General features: G+C 34.3%; 26 protein-coding genes. 9 read left to right on the top strand and 17 right to left on the bottom strand.

All coding sequences use genetic code 11. The features are described from left to right. Positions 1-82: 82 nt before the first annotated feature. Positions 83-1,768: a hypothetical protein gene (locus tag H7K77_RS15205; RefSeq protein WP_186578858.1), complete on the top strand. Its 1,686-nt coding sequence runs from the start codon at positions 83-85 to the stop codon at positions 1,766-1,768. Between the two features lie 277 nt (positions 1,769-2,045). Continuing rightward, positions 2,046-2,507: a DinB family protein gene (locus tag H7K77_RS15200; protein ID WP_186578856.1), complete on the top strand. Its 462-nt coding sequence runs from the start codon at positions 2,046-2,048 to the stop codon at positions 2,505-2,507. Between the two features lie 57 nt (positions 2,508-2,564). Here the strand turns inward: H7K77_RS15200 and H7K77_RS15195 are convergent, their stop codons facing one another. Both H7K77_RS15195 and fabI read right to left on the bottom strand, forming a co-directional pair. Further along, on the bottom strand, positions 2,565-3,029 hold the full coding sequence (locus H7K77_RS15195; RefSeq protein WP_186578854.1) for a hypothetical protein: 465 nt from the start codon (positions 3,027-3,029) through the stop codon (positions 2,565-2,567). 474 nt (positions 3,030-3,503) lie between these two features. Next, complete coding sequence (gene fabI, locus H7K77_RS15190; RefSeq protein ID WP_186578852.1) at positions 3,504-4,283, bottom strand: enoyl-ACP reductase FabI; 780 nt, start codon at positions 4,281-4,283, stop codon at positions 3,504-3,506. Between the two features lie 235 nt (positions 4,284-4,518). Between fabI and H7K77_RS15185 the strand changes: the two genes are divergently transcribed. Next, positions 4,519-5,199: an NAD(P)H-dependent oxidoreductase gene (locus tag H7K77_RS15185; RefSeq protein WP_186578850.1), complete on the top strand. Its 681-nt coding sequence runs from the start codon at positions 4,519-4,521 to the stop codon at positions 5,197-5,199. Between the two features lie 55 nt (positions 5,200-5,254). Here the strand turns inward: H7K77_RS15185 and H7K77_RS15180 are convergent, their stop codons facing one another. Further along, positions 5,255-5,860 carry a pyridoxamine 5'-phosphate oxidase family protein gene (locus H7K77_RS15180; protein WP_186578848.1) on the bottom strand — a complete coding sequence of 202 codons (606 nt, stop codon included), beginning with the start codon at positions 5,858-5,860 and terminating at the stop codon, positions 5,255-5,257. A gap of 374 nt (positions 5,861-6,234) precedes the next feature. On the opposite strand from H7K77_RS15180, the gene H7K77_RS15175 reads away from it, so the two are divergent. Then, entirely contained in the window at positions 6,235-6,933 is a 699-nt protein-coding gene (locus tag H7K77_RS15175) for a TerC family protein (protein WP_235988952.1), read from the top strand. Positions 6,934-6,963: 30 nt separating this feature from the next. Here the strand turns inward: H7K77_RS15175 and H7K77_RS15170 are convergent, their stop codons facing one another. From H7K77_RS15170 to H7K77_RS15150, 5 genes are all read right to left on the bottom strand, one after another. After that, a complete protein-coding gene (locus H7K77_RS15170) occupies positions 6,964-8,079 on the bottom strand; it encodes an NAD(P)/FAD-dependent oxidoreductase (protein WP_186578846.1) in 1,116 nt (371 codons plus the stop codon). Between the two features lie 164 nt (positions 8,080-8,243). Beyond that, entirely contained in the window at positions 8,244-9,161 is a 918-nt protein-coding gene (locus H7K77_RS15165) for an aldo/keto reductase (protein WP_186578844.1), read from the bottom strand. 213 nt (positions 9,162-9,374) lie between these two features. Further along, entirely contained in the window at positions 9,375-10,205 is an 831-nt protein-coding gene (locus tag H7K77_RS15160; RefSeq protein WP_186578842.1) for an undecaprenyl-diphosphate phosphatase, read from the bottom strand. A gap of 119 nt (positions 10,206-10,324) precedes the next feature. Then, entirely contained in the window at positions 10,325-10,753 is a 429-nt protein-coding gene (locus H7K77_RS15155; RefSeq protein WP_186578840.1) for a hypothetical protein, read from the bottom strand. A 153-nt stretch (positions 10,754-10,906) separates the two neighbouring features. Further along, positions 10,907-11,515, bottom strand: a complete 609-nt coding sequence (locus H7K77_RS15150) for a methyltransferase (RefSeq protein WP_186578838.1) — start codon at positions 11,513-11,515, stop codon at positions 10,907-10,909. Positions 11,516-11,912: 397 nt separating this feature from the next. Between H7K77_RS15150 and H7K77_RS15145 the strand changes: the two genes are divergently transcribed. Continuing rightward, entirely contained in the window at positions 11,913-12,875 is a 963-nt protein-coding gene (locus H7K77_RS15145) for a D-2-hydroxyacid dehydrogenase (protein ID WP_186578836.1), read from the top strand. Positions 12,876-12,983: 108 nt separating this feature from the next. Here the strand turns inward: H7K77_RS15145 and H7K77_RS15140 are convergent, their stop codons facing one another. Both H7K77_RS15140 and H7K77_RS15135 read right to left on the bottom strand, forming a co-directional pair. Beyond that, positions 12,984-14,171, bottom strand: coding sequence for a DHH family phosphoesterase (locus tag H7K77_RS15140; RefSeq protein ID WP_186578834.1), 1,188 nt, complete (start codon positions 14,169-14,171; stop codon positions 12,984-12,986). A 52-nt stretch (positions 14,172-14,223) separates the two neighbouring features. After that, positions 14,224-14,487, bottom strand: a complete 264-nt coding sequence (locus tag H7K77_RS15135) for a hypothetical protein (protein ID WP_186578832.1) — start codon at positions 14,485-14,487, stop codon at positions 14,224-14,226. Positions 14,488-14,617: 130 nt separating this feature from the next. Between H7K77_RS15135 and H7K77_RS15130 the strand changes: the two genes are divergently transcribed. Further along, on the top strand, positions 14,618-15,151 hold the full coding sequence (locus H7K77_RS15130) for a P-loop NTPase family protein (RefSeq protein WP_186578830.1): 534 nt from the start codon (positions 14,618-14,620) through the stop codon (positions 15,149-15,151). Between the two features lie 199 nt (positions 15,152-15,350). Here the strand turns inward: H7K77_RS15130 and H7K77_RS15125 are convergent, their stop codons facing one another. After that, the gene (locus H7K77_RS15125; RefSeq protein ID WP_328701137.1) at positions 15,351-15,938 is read right to left on the bottom strand and encodes a SanA/YdcF family protein; all 588 of its coding nucleotides are present in this window, start codon (positions 15,936-15,938) and stop codon (positions 15,351-15,353) included. 49 nt (positions 15,939-15,987) lie between these two features. Then, positions 15,988-16,626: a CPBP family intramembrane glutamic endopeptidase gene (locus tag H7K77_RS15120; protein WP_186578828.1), complete on the bottom strand. Its 639-nt coding sequence runs from the start codon at positions 16,624-16,626 to the stop codon at positions 15,988-15,990. A 145-nt stretch (positions 16,627-16,771) separates the two neighbouring features. Between H7K77_RS15120 and H7K77_RS15115 the strand changes: the two genes are divergently transcribed. Next, complete coding sequence (locus tag H7K77_RS15115; protein WP_186578826.1) at positions 16,772-17,824, top strand: iron-containing alcohol dehydrogenase family protein; 1,053 nt, start codon at positions 16,772-16,774, stop codon at positions 17,822-17,824. A 100-nt stretch (positions 17,825-17,924) separates the two neighbouring features. Here H7K77_RS15115 and H7K77_RS15110 read toward each other — a convergent pair whose 3' ends face one another. Further along, on the bottom strand, positions 17,925-19,127 hold the full coding sequence (locus H7K77_RS15110) for an MFS transporter (RefSeq protein ID WP_235988951.1): 1,203 nt from the start codon (positions 19,125-19,127) through the stop codon (positions 17,925-17,927). A 351-nt stretch (positions 19,128-19,478) separates the two neighbouring features. Here H7K77_RS15110 and H7K77_RS15105 point away from each other — a divergent pair, with 351 nt between their 5' ends. Together H7K77_RS15105 and H7K77_RS15100 are read left to right on the top strand one after the other, a co-directional pair. After that, on the top strand, positions 19,479-20,462 hold the full coding sequence (locus H7K77_RS15105; RefSeq protein WP_186578824.1) for an ABC transporter ATP-binding protein: 984 nt from the start codon (positions 19,479-19,481) through the stop codon (positions 20,460-20,462). After that, on the top strand, positions 20,440-21,213 hold the full coding sequence (locus tag H7K77_RS15100) for an ABC transporter permease (RefSeq protein WP_186578822.1): 774 nt from the start codon (positions 20,440-20,442) through the stop codon (positions 21,211-21,213). The genes H7K77_RS15105 and H7K77_RS15100 overlap by 23 nt, the downstream gene beginning before the upstream one ends. Before the next feature lie 44 nt (positions 21,214-21,257). On the opposite strand, the gene H7K77_RS15095 is transcribed toward H7K77_RS15100, so the two are convergent. From H7K77_RS15095 to coaA, 4 genes are all read right to left on the bottom strand, one after another. Further along, the gene (locus H7K77_RS15095) at positions 21,258-22,313 is read right to left on the bottom strand and encodes a M42 family metallopeptidase (protein ID WP_186578820.1); all 1,056 of its coding nucleotides are present in this window, start codon (positions 22,311-22,313) and stop codon (positions 21,258-21,260) included. Positions 22,314-22,436: 123 nt separating this feature from the next. Next, a complete protein-coding gene (locus tag H7K77_RS15090) occupies positions 22,437-23,096 on the bottom strand; it encodes a response regulator (RefSeq protein WP_186578818.1) in 660 nt (219 codons plus the stop codon). After that, positions 23,093-24,301 carry a sensor histidine kinase gene (locus H7K77_RS15085; protein ID WP_186578817.1) on the bottom strand — a complete coding sequence of 403 codons (1,209 nt, stop codon included), beginning with the start codon at positions 24,299-24,301 and terminating at the stop codon, positions 23,093-23,095. Before H7K77_RS15085 ends, H7K77_RS15090 begins: the two co-directional genes overlap by 4 nt. 36 nt (positions 24,302-24,337) lie before the next feature. Further along, a complete protein-coding gene (gene coaA / locus H7K77_RS15080) occupies positions 24,338-25,276 on the bottom strand; it encodes a type I pantothenate kinase (RefSeq protein WP_186578815.1) in 939 nt (312 codons plus the stop codon). Positions 25,277-25,373: the final 97 nt, after the last annotated feature.

The following is a 25,373-nucleotide window of genomic DNA, read 5'->3' as shown; positions in this document are numbered from 1 at the left end:
AAAATAAAATTGAAACCAACTGTATCTGATAATCGTAAACAATTACGTAAAACAAATTTAAAACCCTAAAGGAGAAATTACATTGGGAAACATTTTACTATTTTCACTTATTGTTGGCTTAGCTTCAGTACTTCTAATGATGCCAATATTTCAGAAAAGTAGTACTTCTAAAAAAGAAAAACAGAAAGCCTATTATTCCTGGCCAATCATCCTTCTATTATTCTTAATCATTCCAGTAGTATTTGGTTTTTATTATTTCACCAATTTAGATCGCAACATCTCATCCGTTTGGCCTTTATTTATTATAGTTACTGCAATAGGTACATTATTTGCTTCTGGAAAAGAACGTTTGGTTAAAGGAGTTATGTTATTAGGTAGTATTGCTGTAGGGATTTACTTTCTTTCTGCCTTCCTCTTTAATGCAGACGAAAAATATAAAACTGCAGAAATGGAAGAACAAACAGAGATAGAAGCTTTTGACGAAACGAAAACACCTGCAAGCGTACCACCGCAATTTGCTAAAAATAAAATGAGAAAAGCATTCGGTCAAGTACCAAACACTAGTTACTATGAGCTTGGGAACCTACAAATACAAAAAGTTAACGAGGAATATGTTTATATAGCACCAGTAGAATTTTCTGGATTTTTCAAATGGTGGAATGGTGATCAAACACCTGGTTATTTTTCATTAAGTGCAACTGATTCATCTGATAATCCTACGTTTATTGAAGAAGAAATGGTCTATACACCTTCCTCCTATTTTAATAAAAATATAGAACGTCATATTCGCTTAAAATACCCAAACAAGATATTTTACGGAGACGTTCAGTTAGAAATTGATGACGAAGGTAAACCATACTATATTCGAACATATGGTGACTTTATTTCAGCTCGTAACGGATTCGTCGTAAATGGTGTAGTCGTTGTCGATCCACAAAGTGGGGATACATCTGCATACAACATGGAAGATATACCAGCATTTATTGATGGTGCGGTTGCTCCTGAAGCAGTTAGTAAGAAGAATAGTTATTACGGTAATTATATCCATGGTTTTTGGAATAGTGTATTCGCAAAATCAGACGTAAAGTTGCCTTCTGATGAAGGAACGGAAGCAAATGTTAGTCCTATTTTTGATGAAAATGGTACGATGTACTACTTTACAGATTTTACAAGTCCTAAAGAAGGCGTAGATTCGATGTTAGGATATTCCTTAACGAATGCACGAACAGGAAAGGCAACCTATTATACTGGCAACCTTGAAGCATCTTATATGGATTCCCAAGGTGCTCTTGATATAATCGAAAAGCAATTCATTGAAAAGGAATGGAACGGGGAAATGCCGGTTTTGTATAATTTCTATGGCGAAGCTAGTTGGTTAACACCTGTATTAGACTCTAATGGCTTTCTGCAAAATTACTTTATTGTATCAGCAGCAAATCCAGAGCTATCCACCTACGCCTCTACACCTAATGAAGCATTAAAAAAATATAAAACTACCCTACAAAGAGGTGGTAGCAGTGTCGACGGTAGTTCTGATGCGCAAGAAAAGCAAATTTCTGGTACCGTTTTAAGAGCTTACAAAGAAAAAGCAGAGAATTATACCATCGTTTATTTTATATTAGATAACAAGCAAAATTTTATGGTTTCTTCAGAAAATAATCCAATGGCCATTTATATTCAAGAAAACGACAAAGTCACGCTTACTTATTTAGACACTGGTGAGAGCTTCTCCCCTGTTAAGGAAATGACGATACAAGGTTTAGAATAGACTTGAATGTTGACGTTAATAGATCTTAAAAAATAGAAAATCAAATTATTGAATCAAAGACATTTTAGATAAAACATAAACAGATTGTTTGATTTAATATCAAGCAATCTGTTTTTTTAAATTAGTTAAAGATTGTTTGCGTTCGGAGTATATTCTTTCTATTTCAACTTTTTTAAATCAAGTTGAGCTTTCCTTCCAATTTTTATTTTCCAAATATGTGGAAGAAGAGTCTAAAAAAATATAAAATTAGAAATAAAGTAAAGAGAGGTGTTTTTATTTGATTCAACGACATGAGGTTTTATTTAAGCAAATAGAGACTTACCGAAATGAGATTCTAAGTGTAATTGAGGATATAACTGATAAAGATGCGGAACGAATTCCAAAGGGTTTTAATAACAATATACGTTGGAACTTAGGTCATATTTTACTAGATCAATATCTATGGATAATCACGCTAACAAAGGATAGTCTACCAATTTCACCGGATTATAAAGCTTGGTTCGGGTTTGGAACATCTCCAAGTGATTTTACAGAAAAAACCCCGTCTCTGTCAGAACTGAAACAATTATTAATTGCCCAACCTAACGAAATTAAAATGCACTATGGGAACAAGTTAGACGTGACATTTCCTCCCATTGAAATGGGACTGTATACCATTGAACAAGTCCTTATAAGAACTATATTCCATGAGGGCATGCATCTACAAACTATAATAGATATCAGAAAGCTCTTGAACTAACATTAGTGTCTAGCAAAAAAAATTAAGACAAGATTTAATTATAAGTTTTGTTTGCCCCTATTTCCAATATTGTTTCACTTCGTTTCTCATCGCGTTCACCACAGTATTTTTATATCGAACAGCAAGCATTAGCACCTTCAGCTTTTGTGTAAAGGATAGCGATTTAAAGCGAGGTTCTTTCTTTAGAAAAGTTTTTACAATAGACCAGGTAGTCGGTTTACTTAACGACTTTGTATTGGTGTCCTTGTTAAATACTTGTTGAAGTAAAGCTTTTAACCCAACAGATTGTCTATTTGCAATAATAACAGGAACTTCTTTAGCTTTTTCGTGTTTTTGTAAATACTGTAATCTATTCTGACCATAAATAATGGTGTAGCTATTTTCATTTTTATTTTTCCTGACAACTAAAAGGTGCATGCTATCCAACAAGAAGAGATGAAGTCTTTTCATTTGAGAGGTTATCCTTAAATTATCACTCGATTTAATTTTTGAAAGTGGTACATAATTTACAATAAACTTCATTCAGACACCACCCCTTTACATATTGTTACCTCAATAAACTTAATAGATAGCCGATTATTTATTGTTATAGTATATGAGGTGCATACAATAATGGTACACAGAAAAAATGCTTTTTTTAGACTCTTTACGTAAACTGTGGTGTTTTTTTATTGTAAAGTTGAGAGAAAATGCGTAGCAACTAACTTATTACAATCCCTTTCCACAAAGAAAATCGTAACTTATTGAAGCAGATTAGTATTTAGTGCCGTTAATTTCTTCTACCTCAAAATACAGCAACGATTAAGATAGATTAGTGCAGTTAATTTCTTCCACCTTAAAATACCGCAACGATTGAGATGGATAGAATAATTTCTTGCGACGCATTTTATCAATATTGTGATATAAGCAACAATAGTTATCAAAGAGCCATTTTAAAAATATATTTTAAACGTAATAAGCGTCAAATAAAAAAAACGGACTAATTAGGTCCGTTTTTTATCCCATAATATTGTATCCAGAATCAACATGAACAACTTCGCCAGTAACTCCTCTCGAGATCGAGCTGAGCAAAACAATTGTCATGTCCCCTACTTCTTCCTGTGTAACATTTCGTTTTAATGGTGCTTTCTGCTCAATATCATGTAGCATTTGATTAAAAGAAGGAATGCCTTTTGCAGCAAGTGTACGAATTGGACCGGCTGATATAGCATTAACTCTTATATTTTCTTGACCTAAATCTAATGCAAGATATTTAACAGATGATTCTAACGCTGCTTTTGCAACACCCATAACCTTGTATCCATCAAGTGCACGTTCAGCACCTAATGCACTCATTGTAACAATCGAGCTTCCGTCAGCTAAACACATTTTCGCTTCTCTTGCTACTGCAATTAATGAGTAAGCGCTTGTGTCCTGCGCAAAAGCATATCCACTCCTAGACGTATCAATAAATTCAGATTTCAAATCTTCTCCATGTGCAAAAGCAATCGAATGCACGACACCGTGAATGGTTCCCACCTTCTCTTTAATTTCCGTGAAGGCTTGGTTAATGCTCTCATCATTATTTACATCACATTGCACGACTAACTCTGCTTCAAAGTTATGTTCACTTAATAGCTTATTTAGTTTTGATAAGGAACGCTCTTTTCTGTATGTAAAGATAACTTTTGCCCCTGCTTTATAAAGCGACTGAGCAACTCCCCAAGCTAAGCTCCGCTGGTTTGCTACCCCCATAACAACAAATGTTTTTTCCTTTAATTGCAATAAATCTTCCATAATTTCCTCCAATATCTAATTACGTTTACTTTACCAATAAGATTCTATCATATTCTAACCATTTCCATATAATTATAGAGCCATCTTTTAATCTAAATTAGAATTCCCCTTTAAAATATGAAGTTCCCCAGATATTTTATGCATCTTTTGCAACAATAACAAGAAGCTAATTTACTGAATAACTTTTTGTTTTGTGATATTTTAAAATCAGTTCAACTAATTGGAGGTTACATTAATGGTCGATAAGAACAGTAAAAAACAAGAAATAATCGATGCATTCCATTTTAGACATTCTACTAAGAAATTTGATGGTAATAAAGTCATACCTGATGAAGACATGAGATTTATATTAGAAACAGGTAGACTCTCTCCAAGCTCGTTTGGGTTTGAACCTTGGAGGTTTTTAGTAATACAAAACCGCACGTTACGTGATAAAATTAAAGATGCTTCATGGGGAGCTTTTGGAAAATTACCTGAAGCTAGTCATTTCGTCATTATTTTAGCTAGGACGGACTCGGATACTAAATATAATTCTCCATACATAAAGGATCATATAACAAACATTATGCATATTCCTGAAGAATTTCAGGGAAAATTTCTTAGTCGTGTTGAGGAATTTCAGAGAGATGATTTTAAGCTATTAGACAATCAACGATCCCTTTTTGATTGGGCGGGCAAGCAAACCTACATTCCATTAGCGAACATGATGACAACAGCAGCACAAATTGGGATAGACTCCTGTCCAATTGAAGGCTTTAATATGGAAACAATGAATCAGATATTGAAGGAAGAAGGATTATTAGAAGATGGTCACTTTTCCATTTCTGTTATGATCGCTTTTGGATATCGTGTGGAAGATCCACCAAATCCAAAGGCCAGGAGGAACTTTGACGATATTGTTAAATGGGTAGAATAAGGAAGCATGAATTGCGGGGGTCGTTAAGTGATCCCCCGCAACAAAGAATAATTTACTATAACTTTATCTTTGTTGATCTTTTTGTTCTAAAAAAATCTCCTTCTTTGCTTTTTCGTGCAGTTTCCCCAGGACGTTCCGCAACTGGTTTTAACAATGGGATGTGTTTCGAACAATGAATATATGCCTCCTCCACCTTTACTAAAACCCATTGCTCTGGCCTATCCCCTTCCTTTTCTTGTATATCGTTTAGTTGTTCACCAGTTAGTTTCAACTTATAAATATCTTGTTTCTCAATAATAGTAGCCTTACCATTTATATGTAACCCTACAGTATGCTCAAAAAAGTCAATAATCATTAACCCTATATGTGGGTTTTCCACAATATTTCCAAGGCTTGCCATTACACCATTTCCACGGTACTCTGGATAGATGATTCTATCCTCACCTATATCTCTTATAAATCCAGGATACCCACCTCTAAAAGAAGCATCACAATTCCCAGCAGCATTCGCTGTAGATATGAACATCATCGACTGCTTAGAAAGAAATTCTCGCATCTCATCATTCAAAAAATCCAACATTTGATTATTATAGAAAGCATTCGCCCGTTTTTTATTCCCAAATTTATTCTGTAGAAAGTTTTCCCCAGTTTGATTTCGCATTTATTTATCAATCCTCTCTACATTGGCCTATGATCAGCTTATCATATCAATCTATATTAATCCTTAACATTGTTAAGTAATCTAACAACTAGTCATTCATCAAATTATTATCATAATCTACCTATTAATGGATTCTTTATCAAGATTTTAAAAATAACTTCCAATATAACAATTATTACGTTTCAAATTATAAAATATTTAAAATTCATGCAAGGTTGTCCAATTGGTTGCATATACATTTCCTAATGCTATTATCATTTCTCATGAACCATTACATTGGAGTAAGCCTATGTAAAATCTTAACACTTGGTCACTAGAAAGGTGTTAGCAATTTTATAAATAATCGGGCTATAAGAATTAAAGGAGGAAGAATTTTGGAAGCACTGTTACCAACTGGATTTGAAATATCAACAGAAGCAATCATTGCACTACTAAAAATCATTGCAATTGATATTATTTTATCTGGAGATAATGCGATTGTAATTGCAATGGCTACAAAGAATTTACCAAAAAAGCTACAAAATAAAGCTATCTTTTGGGGAACAGCAGGTGCAGTTGGATTACGGATCTTATTTGCAACACTTATCGTCTACTTATTAAATATTCCTTATGTTCATCTAATCGGGGGTATCCTATTATTGTGGATCGCTTATAAGGTACTAGTGGAAGAGGAAGAAGATGCTAATATTAAATCCTACAATAGTGTGTATAGAGCTGTTGTTACCATAATTATTGCTGATGCAGCAATGAGTCTAGACAATGTCGTTGCTGTCGCTGGTGCTGCACACGGGCAAATTGGGATGATTGCTCTAGGAGTATTAGTAAGTATTCCTATCATGATTTTTGGTTCTAAAGTCATTGTACTTATTCTTGAAAAATACCGTTGGATTGCATACATTGGATCAGGAATTTTAGCATGGACTGCAGGTGAAATGATTGTAGAGGATAGTGTCATTAAAGATATGTTACAACTAGCTCCCGGCCCAATTATATACATTTTAACTAGTATAATTACAATTGCCGTTCTACTTCTCGGCTATGTAGAGAACAAAAGTAATACGCAACAGACTTAAAAGAATGATCTTAATTGATCATTCTTTTTTTCATAAAATATTATTTTGAATATGATAATCCTCTATATTTAATTCTGTAAATTCTCCGGTTATAAGACTAGCAAGTTGGGATCCTATATATGGTCCACTTGTTAACCCAGAAGCACCTAATCCATTCGCTATATAGAGTCTTTTCCAATTTGGAACATTACCGAATACGGGTAAGTGATCTTTTGTAAATGGTCTAAAACCTACCCGTGTTTCTACGTAAGTACTATTAGAGAGACCCGGTGCAATTTCCATTGTCTTTCTTAAAATAGAATGGATGCCCTCTAACGTTACCCTATGATCCAGTCCCTGGTTATTTTCTTGTGTGGCACCAACGACTATTTTGCCTTGCTCGAACGGCAACAGATAAAAGTTATATGGTCCCATTACTACTGGCCAATTACTTGTATTTACGTTGGATAAATGTAGGTGCATGATCTGGGCCTTTTGTGATGAAACTGGAAAATCAATTCCTAATGGCTTCAATATATGATTAGCCCATACACCACCAGTTACGATGACTTTGTCTGCAACGTATTTCTCCCCGTCTATTTCAACTCCATTAACCTCACTTTGTTCGACTAATAAGGATGCGTCACCAACAATTATTCTACCATTCAACTTTCTTGTCGCACGAATCAAAGCATCCCGTAGTGCCGCACCATTGACTCGTGCAGCTCCACTGATCTGGATAGCACCATACTCTTCGGAGAGCGGAGGAAATAATTGTCTCGTTTTTACGCTAGTTAGTTTTGTTACTTCTCCCATCTCTGGGGTTTCTTTTTGACGTTGTTTGGCCATCTCCATTTTTCTATCTATCTTTTGTTCCGTATCATAAATATTAATAGCGCCAACCTTTGCATAACCCGTCTGGGTCTCCCCTAACTCTTCTAACTCTTTTAGTAGCTTCGGATAACTGTTTGCTCCATTTGTAACCAATTGGTACCATTTTTTATTCTGACGATTTGTCAGCCACGGACAAACAATACCCGCTGCAGCATATGTTGCTTCCCCGACATCCCTTCGATCAACTAATGTGACGGACACACCTTTTTTTGCTAAATAAAAAGCCGTTGATGCACCAAGAATTCCTGCTCCTACAACAATTACCTTCTCCATACCTAACACCTATTCCATGTAAGTTTATCTTGTCATTCTACAGGATAGAAAGAACAATCACAATTAGTAACTACAATTCATCCAAGCTAAGCCAATTATGCTAGCTAACATTCTATCGCATCATAGAAAAAAGCAACTTACCTCGAATAAGTTGCTTTTTTCCATTATGGAAGTCTATTACCTGCTGCAAGATAAAGTTCATACCATTCTTGTCTTGTTAACTCAATATCTGATGCCTTAGAAATCTCAGTTAATCGCTGTGGATTCATCGTACCAACAATTGGTTGAATATTTCCTGGATGCCTTAGAATCCAAGCAATGGCGATTGCAGAATCAGTTACCTTATATTTAGCAGCAAGTTCCTGTAGCTTTGCATTTAATTCAGGAAACTTTTCATTGCCTACAAACACACCCTTAAACATCCCGTGTTGGAATGGCGACCATGCTTGAATCGTCATATTATTTAACCTACTATAATCAAGAACACTGCTATCACGAACAATGGCAGGATCATCCTCCATATTTACATTTAACCCCGAATCAATCATAGGTGTAAACATGACACTTAACTGTAACTGATTAATGATTAAGTCCTGTTTTATGTATTTCTTTAATAACTCGACTTGCATTGGATTATGATTACTTACACCAAAATGTCTTACCTTTCCACTTTCTTTTAATTCACTAAAAGCTTCTGCTACTTCTTCCGGTTCTACTAAAGCATCTGGACGGTGGAGTAAAAGCACATCAATGTAATCCGTGTTAAGTCGTTTTAAACTTCCATCTACAGATGATAAAATGTGCTCTTTTGAAAAATCAAAGAATCCCTTCCTTATCCCACATTTTGTTTGTATGTACATTTTTTCCCTTATCGAATCATTCATACCGATAGCTTCGGAAAATATCTCCTCCGATTTTCCTGCTCCATAAATATCTGCATGGTCAAAAAAGTTAACACCATTATCTAAAGCGTTTTCAATAACCTCAGCAGCCTCCTTATGGGATAGCTGACTCATTCGCATACACCCTAATGATACTTCACCAACTTCTAGTTCACTCGTACCTAGTTTGACTTTCTTCAAGATTATCACTCCTTCTATTCTTTATGTTTCTATATTAACGCGTTAACCTAAAAAAATGCAGTAATACACACTGGAATTAAGTTCTTTACTTTTATTATGACGTATCCCAGTCTCTTTGAAAATTAAAACCCTTCCATTGCTTGCATTAAGCAATGGAAGGGTTTTATTTCTAACCCATTCACGCTTATACCTCTAATTGCCTAAAAACCCACCTTAAAAATATATAAAATATATTACGATTACTAGTACAATACGATATATGGCAAATGGAATAAGTTTAATTTTGTTAATTAATTTCAAGAAAAATTGAATAGATATTAGCGCAAATATAAATGCACTAATAAACCCTACAATAAAAAATGGCAAATCACTAACGGAAAAATATTCAAGGTTCTTAATTAATGAAAGTGCACTGGCACCAAACATAATGGGTACCGCCATGATGAATGTAAAATCTGCTGCTGCACGATGACTTAAGCCTAATAACACACCACCAGAAATTGTGGAACCAGATCTCGAAAAACCAGGCCATAATGATAAGCATTGAATCAATCCTATTAGTAAAGCCTGTCTATAAGAGATTTGGTCAACACTCTCCGTAATCGGCTTATCATATTTTGAACTAACTCTATCTGCTACGATCATAAGAATTGCACCTATAACCAAACCAATCATAACCGTAGATGTAGAAAATAAATGTTCGTCAATATAATCTTCAAACAAAACACCTAAAATCCCTGCAGGAATTAATCCAACAATTACTTGTGATAATTTCAGTTTTGTTTTTTTACTACTATCACTACTTTTACGCAGCCCAAACATTTCTAAAAAGCGATGCCTAAATACAACCACTACTGCCATAATGGAACCAAGCTGGATGACAACTTTAAATGTATTTGCTACATATTTTGTTAGAAACTCTTTAGATTGTAGCCACATATCATCAACAATAATCATATGTCCTGTAGACGACACAGGTGCAAATTCTGTTAAACCTTCTACCATACCTAAAATAATAGCCTTGATAAACTCTATGAGCTCCATGCTTTTTCCCCTTTAACTTTAAAATGTTCTAACAGATTCTACCATGAATTCTACATATAATATAGTCTTATTTTTGATTACTAAAAACCCCTATATTGGCTATAGGAGTTAATTAGTTTTTACGTATTCGTCTCTAATTGGTAGATAAAAACTTGAATACTGTCCGGTGGATCGACTATTTGATTTCGAACGATATAAGCCTTGCAGCTATTGTTCAATAATTTATATAACGTGTTAAAATACAGGTTATTTGAAATAATAAGACCCAGTATCGCTTGAAAGGTTCTCTTATTTTTAGTTTGAATCAGCTTTATAAGTGATTGGACAGCATGGTATTTTGCTTTAAAAAGTAATTGGTTAAATGGTTTGGTATGCTTTCTTCTTACTAACTTCCTAAGCGGTTCGACATGATAATTAATGGCAAGCTTATCAATCTTGGAAATGATTAACTGTAAGCGTAAATTTAATTCCACCTTGTCGATAAAACCATTATAATATTCGTTCTCAAGCTCTATTAGTTCATCTAAAAGCTCGTTAATCAACTTCACTGTTTTTCACCTTTCTCTGCATAGTCAGATCAATCTAACCTTCTAGATATTCTTACGGCTATAGAAAACAGTGTAGTCACTATTTGGCAGTTCCATACTTGAACAAAATATCACTTGTGTTATATCGTTCAAATTAAGTTTAGGGTGACAGATTTAGTGAGACACAAGCCTAAATATGAGAAATCGCTCATACGGATTTCTGTCATACTCGGGTAACGTTATTTCTTTGATTAATTGAAAAGAAGTTTGGTAGCTAAGATAATAAACATATTCATCAGAGGGGTAATACAATATTAACTCGACCTCTCGATTATGTTGTTCAACTGAATACAATATTTTATTGATCACAGTCATAAATATTTGTACCGAAAATGGATTAAAAAAATAAAAACGATTGTCCAATTTATTTACAGGATAGTCTTGTGCAAATCCATTAAAAAATAATGTATCGTTTTTCCTACCTGTTATTTGTTCTGAGTAACGATATTTATTTTTGATAGCTTCCTTGTAATAGATTTGATTCATTTCTACTCCAGTAACCATCAAGTCATAGTGATAATGAATAAAAAAATTGAGTCGACCCTTACCACAACCAAAATCGACAAAACGGTCTATATGGTTAACCTGATAGTCCGCGAATAGATGTTCTAAAGCGGCATAAGGAGTAGCCTCATATCGGTGATAGTGATCAGATTGATTAAATCCTTTTTGTTCCTTTGTCGTATGAATATTTAATAATTTGTCGTAAAAATGTTCCTTCATGAAATCTCTCCCCATATCCATGTATGAAAAGACGCAGTGATGGTTTACCGCGTTTTAATAATTAATTAGTATATCTATTTAATAATGATAGGTTCTAATTTACTTATGTCAACTTTAGGCTCGATTTAAGATTAAAATAATGAGTTTAACCACTTTTCTAATTTTACCTAATTAACCCTTCCTGCATCCATTTAGATGATAGTCTTTTTGATTATCCAATTTTAGTGAGATCACAGTTGAGTGTAACCACCCTTGAAGAGTCAGCAAACCTCATAGTTTTTTGTGATAATTCATTACATATTATTAGATACACTAAATAAAAAGTAATACACTTATGAATGAGGAGCAATCAACATAATCAATTTTTTTGACGCACCGATTAAAAAGGAGGGCTTGCATGTCAACAAGTAAAATCTTAATTGCACAGGACATTGATAATAAATTAGTAGAAGCAATTAGAAAGACAATTCCAAATTGGGAAGTAATAGTTGGCAAAGACGATGCGATTTGGAGCAAGCATATGGATGATGCTGAAGTTATTGCCGGTTGGAAAGAAGGAATGGAGAATATTGTTAGACAGGCTAACACAAACTTACGCTGGATTCAAAGTTGGAGTGCTGGTGTTGACTATTATCCATTACAGGATTTAGAGAATAAATCAATTTATTTGACTAGTGCAACAGGGGTCCATGCCTATCCAATCTCAGAGACTATATTTGCTATGATGTTAGGGTTTACGAGAAAGTTACATAGTTATGTACGTAATCAAGTAAATAAAAGATGGGCTAATGAAAACATAAATGGTGAGTTACATGGTAAGACAATTGGTATCATAGGTGTGGGGGCCATCGGAAAGGAAACAGCTAAAATTGCAAATGCTTTTGGGATGAAAGTAATTGGCGTCCGTAACTCTAAAATGGAAGAACCATATATAGACCAAATGGTAACTACAAATCAAGTTAATGAGATTTTGCCAAACTGTGATTTTATTGTTGTGACATTGCCACTCACACAAAATACATACCATTACTTTGGTCCGGAGCAATTTAACCTAATGAAACCATCCAGTTTCTTTGTTAATATTGGACGCGGAGAAGTCGTTAATGAACAAGCGCTAATTCAAGCGCTAAAGAACCAGCAAATTGCCGGCGCAGGACTAGATGTATTTGAAAAAGAACCACTAGACAAACAGAGTTCCTTATGGGAAATGGAAAATGTCATTATTACACCACATACTGCGGGGGCTACTGCTTATTACGACAACCGTGTAGTCGAGGATATACTTATACCAAACCTCAAACAATATATAACTGGTAATCCTCCTTTTATCAATCTGGTTAACTATGATCGAGGTTATTAATCATAAAGGGTTCGTTTTGTTTTAATTGTTTCAAAACCTATACAATTGAATTCAGTATATTAGGCTCGACAGCATTTTATTTAAACTTCGAGCCTAATATGCGTTATTCTATTTCTGAGTTTTTATTTCATCCATTAGATACTGAACAAATTGTTCATCCTTCTCAAGCCATACTTGATAGTGTCTTTTTATATATTTCTCGGCTTCTTCAAAGTTTTCAAATGTTTCCTCTTTCGTATGGCCATTGTTCTTAATTTTCCAATTGGTAAGACCATCATCCAAAGGATAGATAAAAAATACTTGATTGTTTTGTCCTTGATATAGGGTACCAAATGAGGAACCTTTTACATTGTATTTATTTCGTTTCGCATCGATACGGAGTGGTTCTATATGGAACGTCCCAGCAACAAACGTTTTATAAGCTTCCTCTGAAAGGGATGCACCAGAAGCTTTTGCATGACCGCCTCCTCCATAAGTAGCAGCTATTTCTGAGACATCAACATCATCGTGAATGGTCCGAAAACCCATTCGTTTACTACCTATGTTTAGGATGACAATATAATCGAGATGTGGGTATTCTTTTCCTAGTTCATTCCCAAGCTCCGAATGGTATAATTCGGCATAAATAACACCAATAAAGTGACCATTCGATTCCGTTTGAACTAACTGACGTTTTTTTCGTCTTATGTACCTTTCAATCGAGTCTTCTTCCATTTCTAATATCTTATTTTCAAATTCATTGAAGAAAAAGTGATCATTTTCTTTAAGCCGGAGAAGCATGGTTTCTTCAAAATGATCCATTGATACAAGAAAGAATAAGGTGTTAAGTCTTTTTGCTACTATATTATTATTTTTTTCCCATTCCCACGTATCGTATTGTCTAACTAACTCGACGAATTCAGAAATTACTTCCTTTTCATCTATTAATTGCTGAGAGATCAGATAATCATAATAGAGCGAAGTTGCAGAAGTTAATTTCCCCTGCTTATTCTCAACCTCGACATGTCCCCATTCGTAATTATTAAAGCTAACTGCGGATTTATGGTGGTCAATCAGTTTCACTTTCCCACCACTTTTATAAAACTCTTCTAACTTTATTTCATTTTCTTCATTAACGGATAGGTCTGTAATAAAAAGGAATGTTTCTTTATCACGCTTTTCTAAAAAAAACTCTACTTCACGATTTAGGCTTGATATAGAGTTATAGCGAACGTCTACTTGATCACCAAATGCAAGTTTTGCTAAAATTCCACACCCAATTCCATCTAGATCGTTATGTGTTAAAAGTTTATACATTAGCTTCACCTCAAACAATAGTATGTTCCTTGTTTCTACCTTTTGCAATTTATTATTGATACATGCTCTTGATTTTCTCTAAGTCGTGTATAAGGTCTTTTATTTCAGTTTGACTTAACCTAACTGGTAACTGATCATATAATGTAAGTACTTGCCCATCCGGATCCGTTGTATGATTCGTTAAATATTTGTGTAAGGAGTCTAGTTGCCTTTCGTTTAAAGTGGATTGTGTGTCAAAATGTTTAATTTGTTGTAGGGTGAATTCATTTCTTTCACTGTCAAATTCACCATTAATTACTTGACCTGTAAGATTCATTCATCTACCTCCATTGTTTTTTCTAGTTTGCAATTTATTAACACTTTTATGTAAATAGCGACAGGATTTTCCTAACCTCTTACCGAATAAAACGTTACAAAGCAATCAAAGAGATGGGATGTGCTATTGGATGAATGAGAGGAAACCTACTAAAATAAGAATCATCGGCTCGGTTGCAAGCGGCAAAACAACTTTAGCTAAACAACTATCACAGACGTTTCATATCCCCATGTATGAATTAGATAATGTGGTATGGGAAAGACAACAATCTGGAGATATCAGGAGAACAGATCAAGAAAGAGAAGCCTGTTTACACACTATTGTAGACTCTCATAGCTGGATAATTGAAGGGGTGCACAATGAAGGGTGGGTGAATAATACCTTTAAAGAAGCAGATATTATCATCTTTTTAGATACTAGTTACTCGATTAGACAATATAGAATCGTAAAGAGGTTCGTTTTACAGTTATTGCGTTTGGAGCAGTCTAACTATACGCCAACTTTTAAGATTTTTTTCAAGATGTTTAAATGGAACAAACAATTTGAACAAAATGGCAAACCGAATTTCAAGAAAAACTTCCATTTCTATTCTGATAAGACCGTCTATATTACAAAAAGTCAACAAAGAAAGTCTTTATTAACATTAATTAATAAAGACATGTAAAAGGGGGCTAACAATGAAAAGTAATGAACCAAATGACAGATTAATCATTCTTTTTGCTATTATTTCGATTGGTTTTATCACTCTAATATTAAGCGTGTTTAACGTTACATTCTAGTGATGTTGTCATTACCACCCTTAACTCCCTGCCCTCTCTTTTATCCTCCTTTTTCTTCAAATCCTACTTAAAATAATTTTACAATCAGTAATAAAAAACATATTTGTAATATGCAGGGAACTCACGAAAGATCGAATATAAATCTCTAAATTGAACAATATCAGCACTTGCAGAAGATATCGTATTTATTCCAACTGACTTTAAAGCCAATTTGGTTCGACTAATATGAAAATATTGTGTTATAACCATAACCGATTCATAATTATTGTTATCCATGATTTCCTTTGTGTTTTGTGCAGTCATGTATGTATTATATCCATTGCTATCAACGATGATATCATCTTCCGGTACTTCTTTCTTCACTAAATACTCTTTCATTACGATTGCTTCATCAAATCCTTCTTTCCCTACTCCACCACTAACAATAATGGACGGAAATTTTCCCTTTTCATATAATTCTACTGCTTTGTCTAACCTAGACTGCAACCTTTCTGAAGGTTGACCGTTTAACTCTACTTTATTACCCAAAACTACAGCTACATCAGTATTAGTAAGATCATCACTAAAACCATCCACGACTATACATACAGAGTGTATAATAAACCAGGTGCATAAAAATAAAACGATCCAAAATGCGCCACGAATTAACCTTCTTAGATAATTTCTTCTCACTTTTGTTTCACCTCTTTAAATTTTGATGAAAATTAACTTGAACCTAGCTTCACCGAATAACAAACCAATAAACAAACATTATCGCTAAATCACTAAACACATGACTTATAATAGGTCCCACAATTGATCCAGTCTTTTCCCTCAAATATGACCAGTATAACCCCGCAATAAAGACAGGGATAACCGCAGCCAAGTTTACTGGCCAATCAAATAGTGGCATAATGGAAAGTAAATGATAAAACGTATAAAACCCTGCAGACACTAGTGATGCAAATAAGATAGTCGTTTTGTGTTTCATTTTTTCGTAAATATAACCTCTCCAATACAATTCTTCTAGTACAGGATTTGTAATGATCAACACAAAAATTAGGCCATATACTGCTTTACCAGAAAACCCCCACTCTTTTAATACATTTTGTAAATGCTCGATATCGAACAGATAACCATTTAGTAACGTTAGACCACAAAAAATAAACAGAAAAAATATAATTCCACTAAGTAGGCCCCACTTAACAGACTTGTTTACATTTTTCTGTAATTTATTTGATGTAAATTTTTGTATAAAACGCATACTAAATACTGTCAACCAAATGTAAAATAAGATGAATGTCACTAGAACATTATTTAAAAACTGTAAGCCTATTAATATCATGATAGTAGGGCCTAACAGCAATCCCCATATACGCATTTTTCTCACCCCGTCCTAATTTTCAGAAAACAAGTTTGTTTTAAAAATTTATCCATACTTATTTGTCTAATAGATACACCATATTGTGTAAATTTCATTCAAAATGCTAAAATAAACGTAACATTATCCACCGAGGAGTTATTAAATGACTTATCCAATTACAAATATAGCGATACCAGCAATTTTAGAAATTAAAAGTGGTGTTATTTACGAATTAGAAAACATCTTAAAAAAACACCAGTTTGTAAATGTAGCCATCCTATTTGATGAGTTTTCCTATGAAAACTATGCTGCAATATTGAAGGGAACTTTTAAATCGATTAAGTTGGACACCATAAAAATGAAAGCTAATGTTAACCTATCAGAGCTTATTGAACATGCGTTTCTACTAGAACGATACGATGCAGTTATAGCCATGGGTGGTGGGACTGTCATAGATTACGGTAAGTATATTGCTTTTTCTCGACGTGTTCCCTATATAAGTATTCCTACCTCTGCATCTAATGATGGTTTTGCAAGCAGTAATTGTTCACTAATAGTTAATGATAAAAAAACGACTGTTCCAGCAAAAGTGCCCTTTGGAATAATTGTGGATATAGACATTATTCAACAAGTACCAGATCATTTCCTGTTAGCAGGTGTTGGAGATTTGCTGTCTAATATTACTGCCCTCTATGACTGGGAGTATGAGGAACAAAATGGCGTTTCACAAGTAAACCATTTTGCTGCCATGTTAAGTAAGAAAGCCGTAAATAGCTTTGTTCGAACTCCGATGACAGATATTCACCATCCTATCTTTATTAAAGAACTAGTGAGTTCGTTGACGATGGGAGGAATAGCTACTGTTATTAGTGGGAATAGTGCACCAATTAGTGGATCAGAACATTTGATTTCCCATGCACTTGATCATGTATCAGCAAACCCTAGCATGCACGGTATTCAGGTAGGTATCGCAACTTACATAATGGCCAATGTTCAAGAACACCGCGCTGAGAGAATAGCTAAAGTCTTTACACGGACAAGATTCTTTGATTATATAAAGGACTTACAATTAGACAAAAATGATTACGTACAAGCGATTAAGATGGGACCATCTATCAAACCAAAAAGATACACCTATTTGCATGATGAAAAGTATCGTGAAAAAGCCTTGTCCTTTATTGACAAAGACCCTCTTTTAAAAACTCTTTGGAAATAAAACGTATTATTTGGATATATATTCCCCTCCTAAAAGTTAAGGAACAATATAACAATTTCGACAAAAAAAGGGCCTTCTATTTAATTAAAAGGCCCTTTATTTATACAATTGCTTTTTCTCTCGTTTTAATCAATAAAAATATATAGATAATAATTGAAATTAAAACCGAAAACCCAGAGGTTAAGTAAATGAAAGAATATCCAAAAGAGGATGCAATTACTCCAAATGTCATCGCTCCAATCCCTACGCCCATATCAAAAAAAGAAAAGAAGGTGGCATTTGCCATTCCTTTTCGATGCGTAGCTGCCTTATCAACGGACCAAGCTTGAAGTGCTGGTTGAACACTTCCAAAACCCAAACCATATAAAGCTGCTGCAATGAAAAGAACGAAAGAGTTTGGTAACCATACTAACAAAATCATTGCACTTAGAATCATCAATGTTCCAGGTATAAAGACAAAGATATGCCCCTTTGTATCATACAATCTTCCTGCAAATGTTCTAGAGATCATAAGAAAGAGAGCATAGATCAAAAAATACATCTCAATCCCTTTAACCCCTTCCTGGGCAGTGTATAAAGGTAAGAATGAGGCTATTCCACCAAACGTAACAGTTATAAAGAATAATAAAATGGAAGGTTGTATCGCACTCTTTTCAAAAATATCAAATTTCATTGGTGCTGATTTATATTTCGATTGTTCTACCTTTTTATACGTAATTTTGGAGGATAATAGAAAAGCAACGACACCGAGAGCAGCACATATTAAGAATAATTGACTAAATGAAATTTTACCGACAAGTGTCAAGCCAAGTGCCGGCCCGAATGCAAGTGCTATATTTCCTGATAAACCAAAGTAACCCATCCCTTCTCCTCTTCGTTTAGGAGGGATTAAATCGGTTGCGATAGTACCTGTTGCAGTTGTTGAAAACCCCCAGCCAATTCCTTGTACAACTCTCATTAATAGTAAAAAAACAATACTACCAATTAGTGCATAAGACCCTACAGATAAAACGAAAATAGCAAGACCGATCATGTACACGAACTGTCTACCTTTTGACTCTAAGGCATGACCTGCATACGGTCTGAATGCTAACGCTGAAAAAGTGAATATACCTACTATAATACCAATTAATTGATCACTACCACCAAGTTGTTGAACAAATAACGGGAGTGTTGGTAGGGTCATTTGAAACCCTAAGAAAATAAAAAAGTTTGCCATACAAATGAGGGCAAAGTCTTTTGTCCAGATTTTATCTTTAGTTGTTTGTGTTTTTGCTTTCATTTCTGCTGTTGTACTTTCCATATTTATTCACCCTTTCCTTCGGCACACGAAATATATTATACAGGACAAATAATATTTAGGAAAGTGACAAATTAATGTAATGGCAATTACTTCAAAACCTATAGAGTTAAATTTGTTACACAATCCCTATAGTTTTTATGTATGATATTAAGTTATTTAGTCATATCTTGCGGTTTCCCAGGAAATGATTAAAAATACGAATCCAAAGGTATATTGATTTCGTATAATTATAAGAACTGTTAACACCTTCTGAATCCGCCTTTAGACTGAGTCTTTTTAAATCTAAGGTTTGTATTGTAACTTTTCCAAATTCGGTAAACTAAACGTATGCAAATAAGAAAGGATGATTTGATGGAACCAATTGTTAAAGTTAGGAATGTGGAAAAAGCTTATCGGAAAAGAAAGTCAAAAGAAATGATACAGGCGGTTAATTCTATTTCTTTTGACGTTTATAAAGGGGAAATAGTAGGTTTATTAGGACCAAACGGAGCTGGTAAAACTACTACGATTAAAATGATATGTGGGCTGCTCAAACCAGATTCTGGATCGATCTCTATAAATAGTATAGATACTGACTCTCATAGGTTAAAAGCTTTAACACATATCAGTGCTGTCCTAGAAGGTAATCGCAACCTATATTGGCGGTTGTCAGTAAGAGAAAATATGGAATACTTCGCTGGCAATCGAGGTATATCCCGTAAAGAAGTTGCCCCATTAATTAATGACCTCTTAGATAAATTCCATTTAAAATCAAAAGAGCATGAACTCGTTAATAGACTTTCACGAGGTATGCAACAAAAGCTAGCAATTGCTGTTGCTATGCTTGCAGAAAGTGACGTTATTCTTCTTGATGAACCTACCCTTGGACTTGATGTAGAAACCGGTTATGAAGTCCGAACCATTCTCAAAAATATTGTGAAAGAATACAATCGTACGATTATTATTAGCTCACATGATATGGATGTTATCCAAGATATTTGTGAGCGTACAATTATAATAAATCATGGATCGATTGTTACTGATGATCGAGTAGAAAATCTGTTAAAGTTGTTCGAGGTTCGCTCCTATACCGTATCACTAGGTGGACTACTGTCCTCTATGCAACAACAACTTTTAACACAAAAGTTCCCAAATCATACTTACGTTTCCGATTCCTATCAATCTACTCTCGAGATTGATTTATTAAAAAGTGAAGAAATTTATGACCTGTTTGACATATTAAAATTACAAGCAACACCAGTAGAGTCTATTGATCGACAAACTGTAAACTTTGAACAAATTTTTATGAAAATAGTAAAGGGGGAAAAGACACATGAAGTTGCTCAATCTTCTTAATGCAAATATTCGCAAGGAATATATAGAGTTAAAGCGTTACCTACCAAATACAATTGCCATGTTACTAACCTTTTATATTATCTTTCTCGCTATGTTTGCTGGCATCCAAGTGATCGGCGACCCTACTACCCAAGACATGAATATTCAATATGTAATTGTTAACTATATTTTTTGGTATTTAACGATGATCGTTGTTAATGACATAGGCTGGCAACTTTCTAACGAAGCTACCCAAGGAACATTAGAGCAACTCGGTATGTCTCCGATGGGAATATGGCGAATTATGGCAGCACGATTAGTTTCTTCCACATTAGTACATATTCTTATCATTATTGGATTACTCTATTTATCTATGGCTACAACTGGCCAATGGCTGAATATTGACGTGATCACTCTTATACCCATTTTTATACTTACATTAATTAGTATGTTTGGACTTGGGTTTATTATTGCTGGTATTACAGTAATACTAAAGCAGATTCAAGCTTTTCTCCAAATATTGCAATTCATTTTAGCAGCACTTGCTTTTGTCCCTTTATCTGTTGCACCTTTTTTAGCATTTTTCCCCATTGTTAAAGGGGTCGATCTAGTTCGTCAGGTAATGATTGACGGTGCTTCCATCACACAAATTGGCTATAGTGACTTTCTAATATTGGGTTTTAATGCAATCATTTACTTCTTTATCGGCTTATCAATTTTTCTATATTGCGAAAGAGTAGCTATGAAAAAAGGATTACTTGCTCACTATTAAAAAACAGGAACTCTGTTATCTTAAGACAGAGTTCCTGTTTAATACTAGTACTGTACCATCTGGGATTGTAAATAGTAATATAACAATTGTTCCGTTTGCTCAAGTGAAAGTTCGTGTGTCCTTTCGAATGCATGAGAGGAATCAATTCCCGGACCAATTAAACCATGAATAATGTCATGACCAGCACGAATGGCAGCTGAAGCGTCAGAACCATAATAAGGATAAATATCAACCTTGTAACCTATATTATTTTTTTCTGCCAATTCTACTAAATGTTTACGGAATTCATAATGATATGGACCACTTGAATCCTTTGCACAAATAGAGACTGTGAATTCATCTGTGGATTGACCATCTCCAATTGCCCCCATATCTACCGCTAGGTATTCAACCGTTTCCGGTGTAATATTTGAATTACCACCATACCCAATTTCTTCATTATTAGAAATTAAAAAATGCGTTGTATATGGAAGGACTATCCTTTCCTGTTTGATTCTGTTTATTAACTGTAACAGAATCGCAACACTCGCTTTATCATCTAAATGACGTGATTTTATAAAGCCATTTTCTGTAATTTCAACGCGAGGGTCAAATGACACAAAATCCCCTACTTCTATTCCCAATGAACGAACTTCATCAGCATTCGTTACCTTTGCATCAATTCTTACTTCCATATTTTCCTGATTTCGCTCTGCTTTTCCAGCATTTTTATACACATGAACGGATGTTTGATGCATTAATATCGTACCAGTAAAGATTTTACCCGTGTTTGTTTGTATTTGACAATACTCTCCTTCAATAGAATTGTATTGAAATCCACCGATTAAGTCGAGACGAAGTCGCCCGTTCCCCTTAATTTCCTTAACTATTGCACCTAGTGTGTCTACGTGTGCAGTCAACATTCTATGTTCCTCTGTATTCGAACCAGGTAGAGTGGCAATTAACCCTCCTTTACGATTTCTATACGTTTTAACACTTAATTCCGATAAATAGCTTTCTACAAAATCAATTACTTGTTTTGTGTTTCCAGAAGGACTAGGAATGGAAACAAGTTCTTTAATCAACTTTTTCGTATTTTCAACATTTGAATATGTAGTCATATATGAAACTCCTCTCCTTTTGACGATATTTTTATTCTATCTCTTTATAAAAATCGTAACAACTAAATCACTTTAACAATCTAGTTTCGACAAATCCTTATTACATTTAAACAAATAAAGGCATTATTCAAAAATAGTAATACTGTAACGAACAGCAAAAATGGCTGCCTGTGTTCGATCTCTTACCTCAAGTTTATTAATTAAATTAGAGACGTGATTTTTGACAGTCCCTTCAGAAATAAATAGTTCCCTAGCAATTTCTTTATTATTAAAACCTAATCCCAACTTCTCTAATACTTCCAATTCTCGCTCTGTTAACGCGTTTATTATGGTAGGGAGTGAAATTGGACTTTCAACGGTATTTGTCCTTCGCATCTCTTTTACAATTTCAGCAGTAAGCTCCCTTGGAAGTACCATCCCGCCTGCATGAACAGTTAATATTGCTTGTAGAATCGAATCAGTGGGCATATCCTTTAACAAGTATCCACTAGCCCCTTCTTCGAGTGCTTGGAATATTAGTTCACTATCGTTAAACGTTGTTAGCATTAACACCTTTGTCTCTTGTATAGTAGAAGTGATTAATTTTGTACCTTCTACTCCATTCGTTTCTGGCATACGGATATCCATTAGGACGATATCTGGTCTTAACTTATTTGCTTTTTCAAAAGCTTCTTGACCATCAGATGCTACTCCGACTACGGAAAGTTGTGGTTTAAGATCCAATATAGAGGCTAGACCATCCCTCATCAATTCTTGATCATCAACAATCAGTACAGTAATCACAAAGACTCTCCTGCCTTCCAGTATATTTCTTTTAAAGGGAAACTAGCATGTACGTAGAATCCATATTCTTTACTACTCTCAAACGTCAGGCTACCACCAAGCTCATGGACTCGTTGTCTCATATTATTAAGACCAAATCCAGGATTAATTGTGTTAACTCCCTTCCCATTATCTTTTACAGACATAACAATATTAGTTTCTGAAACATCAACGCTTACTTTACATATCGTTGCCTTCCCATGACGAACAGCATTGGTAATCGATTCTTGTAAGATTCTTGTAATTTGTATCTGTGTGGAGGGTGGAATAAGATTTGGTTCACCTTTGAAATGAAAGTCTGCCTGTAAACCAGTCATACGCTGATACTCCTCTAGTATTTTTGTTATATTGGGGACGATCGAACGATTCTCGTTTTTTTTATCTAGTTGAAGCGTTCGTACAGCCAATCTTATTTCTTGAAGAGCACTTCTTGATAATTCCTCACATAGTTCTATCGTTGTTTTACTTTTATTTAAATCCGTCTCTTGCAATTCTTTTGCTAATTGTAATTGAATTAGTAATGCTGTCATCTTATGACCAACCGTATCATGAATTTCTCTTGATATACGATTTCGCTCTTGAATCATCGTTAGATCCGTAACCTGTTCTGTATAAAATTGTAGTTGTAGGTGAGCATCCTTCAAAGCTTTATGCGAATCATTCAATTCTGTATATTGAACAGCTATTTGTTCTTGTGCATTAATTAATTTACGAATTAAACTTCCTACAATCGATGCAAAAGTAATAAACGTAAAGTTGACAATATTACTCATGAGATCTACTACACCCGTCACATGATAGGTATATCCTACCCCTACGGCCCATACGATGAAGAAAGTAGTGACAAACGATATAATCACTGAGATTTTATCAATTGCAAGAAAAAGTGTGACTGCATTTACACCGAATAAAATTAAATATAAGGTTGACCCAGGAAAAAGAAAAATAAATCCAGTTATGCAAATACTATCTATGGCAATAAATATAGGACTATATTTAGGTTGTTTGATAGAGAGCATAAGCACATGGTTTATTATAAATATTAGTATGGAGGTACAAACATAAACAGTATGTAATATGTTAGCTTCTTGTAAGGAAGAATAATAAATATAACTGATCAAAATAAACATAATAAGTCTTGACGAATTTAATAAAGTAAGTTTCATTTAACACCCCACTAACAAATTCTACCCATCAGCTAATCAAATTTTTCGAAGCTTGATATTGGTGACGGAATGATTCTTTTGCTTCTCAAGAATGATATCAGCTCGATACTTAGTTGGCTTTATATTTATTTCAAGGTTCTTTTTATTTATTCGTTCCCATATATCTGATGCTTTCTCTATCAACTCTTCTTCACTCAAACCTACATAACGATGAAAGTAGGATTCAGGATTTTGGAAAGCTGTCTTTTGAAGAATAAAAAAACGTTCCAAATACCATGTTTTTATATCATCCTCTTTAGCATGAACATATAGAGAGAGGTCAAAGAAATCAGAAACAAATGTACTAGATTTAGCCTTTTGCTTTGGAGGCTGCAGTACATTTATCCCTTCAATAATAATTATATCAGCGTTCCTAACTTCGATATATTCGTTAGGAACAACATCATAATATAAATGGGAATACACAGGGGCATGAACTATCTTCTGGCCCGATTTAATATCCAATAAGAATTTTAATAACTTATTCAAGTTATAACTTTCAGGAAACCCCTTTTTATCTGTTAAATCTTTTTGTTTAAGAACGTTGTTCGGAAACAGAAATCCATCTGTTGTTACGAGATTTACTTTTGGATGACCTGGCAAATCAGATAGAAGGCTTTGTAAAATCCTAGCAGTTGTACTCTTTCCAACTGCTACGCTTCCTGCAATACCAATCACAAATGGTACTTTTTTTGTATCTCTCCCTAAAAATGTATTGGTTGACATATGTAAGTTTGAGATTGCATCCACTCTCAGTTTAATTAAACGAACAATCGGCAAATAGATTTCTATTACCTCCTGCAAGGAAACCTGTTCATTAATACCTAGTAGACTATTTAATTTGCTCTCCCCTATCGTTAAAGGAGTACTGAAACGTAATTTTGCCCAATCTGCTCTAGAAAATGACATATAAGGTGAATAATGTTGATGGTTCATATGTTAATCATCCATTTCTATATTCTAATCATTATACCTACATTATAACTGAATTTAGCACTACTAGTGTAAACCTTTTACTGACGCTCAAATATTA

The organism is Aquibacillus kalidii (assembly GCF_014280935.1).
Classification (GTDB): Bacteria; Bacillota; Bacilli; order Bacillales; family Amphibacillaceae; genus Aquibacillus_D; species Aquibacillus_D kalidii.
The sequence above is the reverse complement of the archived record's forward strand: the minus strand, read 5'-3'. Positions and strand labels throughout refer to the sequence as shown.

Coding starts and splice junctions, on each gene's coding strand:
- fabI (WP_186578852.1), bottom strand. CDS start 4,283: ATGGAAGATTTATTGCAATTAAAGGAAAAAACATTTGTTGTTATGGGG.
- H7K77_RS15115 (WP_186578826.1), top strand. CDS start 16,772: ATGACTTATCCAATTACAAATATAGCGATACCAGCAATTTTAGAAATT.
- H7K77_RS15100 (WP_186578822.1), top strand. CDS start 20,440: ATGAAGTTGCTCAATCTTCTTAATGCAAATATTCGCAAGGAATATATA.
- H7K77_RS15105 (WP_186578824.1), top strand. CDS start 19,479: ATGGAACCAATTGTTAAAGTTAGGAATGTGGAAAAAGCTTATCGGAAA.
- H7K77_RS15085 (WP_186578817.1), bottom strand. CDS start 24,301: ATGAAACTTACTTTATTAAATTCGTCAAGACTTATTATGTTTATTTTG.
- H7K77_RS15140 (WP_186578834.1), bottom strand. CDS start 14,171: ATGTATAAACTTTTAACACATAACGATCTAGATGGAATTGGGTGTGGA.
- H7K77_RS15150 (WP_186578838.1), bottom strand. CDS start 11,515: ATGAAGGAACATTTTTACGACAAATTATTAAATATTCATACGACAAAG.
- H7K77_RS15135 (WP_186578832.1), bottom strand. CDS start 14,487: ATGAATCTTACAGGTCAAGTAATTAATGGTGAATTTGACAGTGAAAGA.
- H7K77_RS15130 (WP_186578830.1), top strand. CDS start 14,618: ATGAATGAGAGGAAACCTACTAAAATAAGAATCATCGGCTCGGTTGCA.
- H7K77_RS15195 (WP_186578854.1), bottom strand. CDS start 3,029: ATGAAGTTTATTGTAAATTATGTACCACTTTCAAAAATTAAATCGAGT.
- H7K77_RS15185 (WP_186578850.1), top strand. CDS start 4,519: ATGGTCGATAAGAACAGTAAAAAACAAGAAATAATCGATGCATTCCAT.
- coaA (WP_186578815.1), bottom strand. CDS start 25,276: ATGAACCATCAACATTATTCACCTTATATGTCATTTTCTAGAGCAGAT.
- H7K77_RS15095 (WP_186578820.1), bottom strand. CDS start 22,313: ATGACTACATATTCAAATGTTGAAAATACGAAAAAGTTGATTAAAGAA.
- H7K77_RS15145 (WP_186578836.1), top strand. CDS start 11,913: ATGTCAACAAGTAAAATCTTAATTGCACAGGACATTGATAATAAATTA.
- H7K77_RS15180 (WP_186578848.1), bottom strand. CDS start 5,860: ATGCGAAATCAAACTGGGGAAAACTTTCTACAGAATAAATTTGGGAAT.
- H7K77_RS15170 (WP_186578846.1), bottom strand. CDS start 8,079: ATGGAGAAGGTAATTGTTGTAGGAGCAGGAATTCTTGGTGCATCAACG.
- H7K77_RS15160 (WP_186578842.1), bottom strand. CDS start 10,205: ATGGAGCTCATAGAGTTTATCAAGGCTATTATTTTAGGTATGGTAGAA.
- H7K77_RS15110 (WP_235988951.1), bottom strand. CDS start 19,127: ATGGAAAGTACAACAGCAGAAATGAAAGCAAAAACACAAACAACTAAA.
- H7K77_RS15120 (WP_186578828.1), bottom strand. CDS start 16,626: ATGCGTATATGGGGATTGCTGTTAGGCCCTACTATCATGATATTAATA.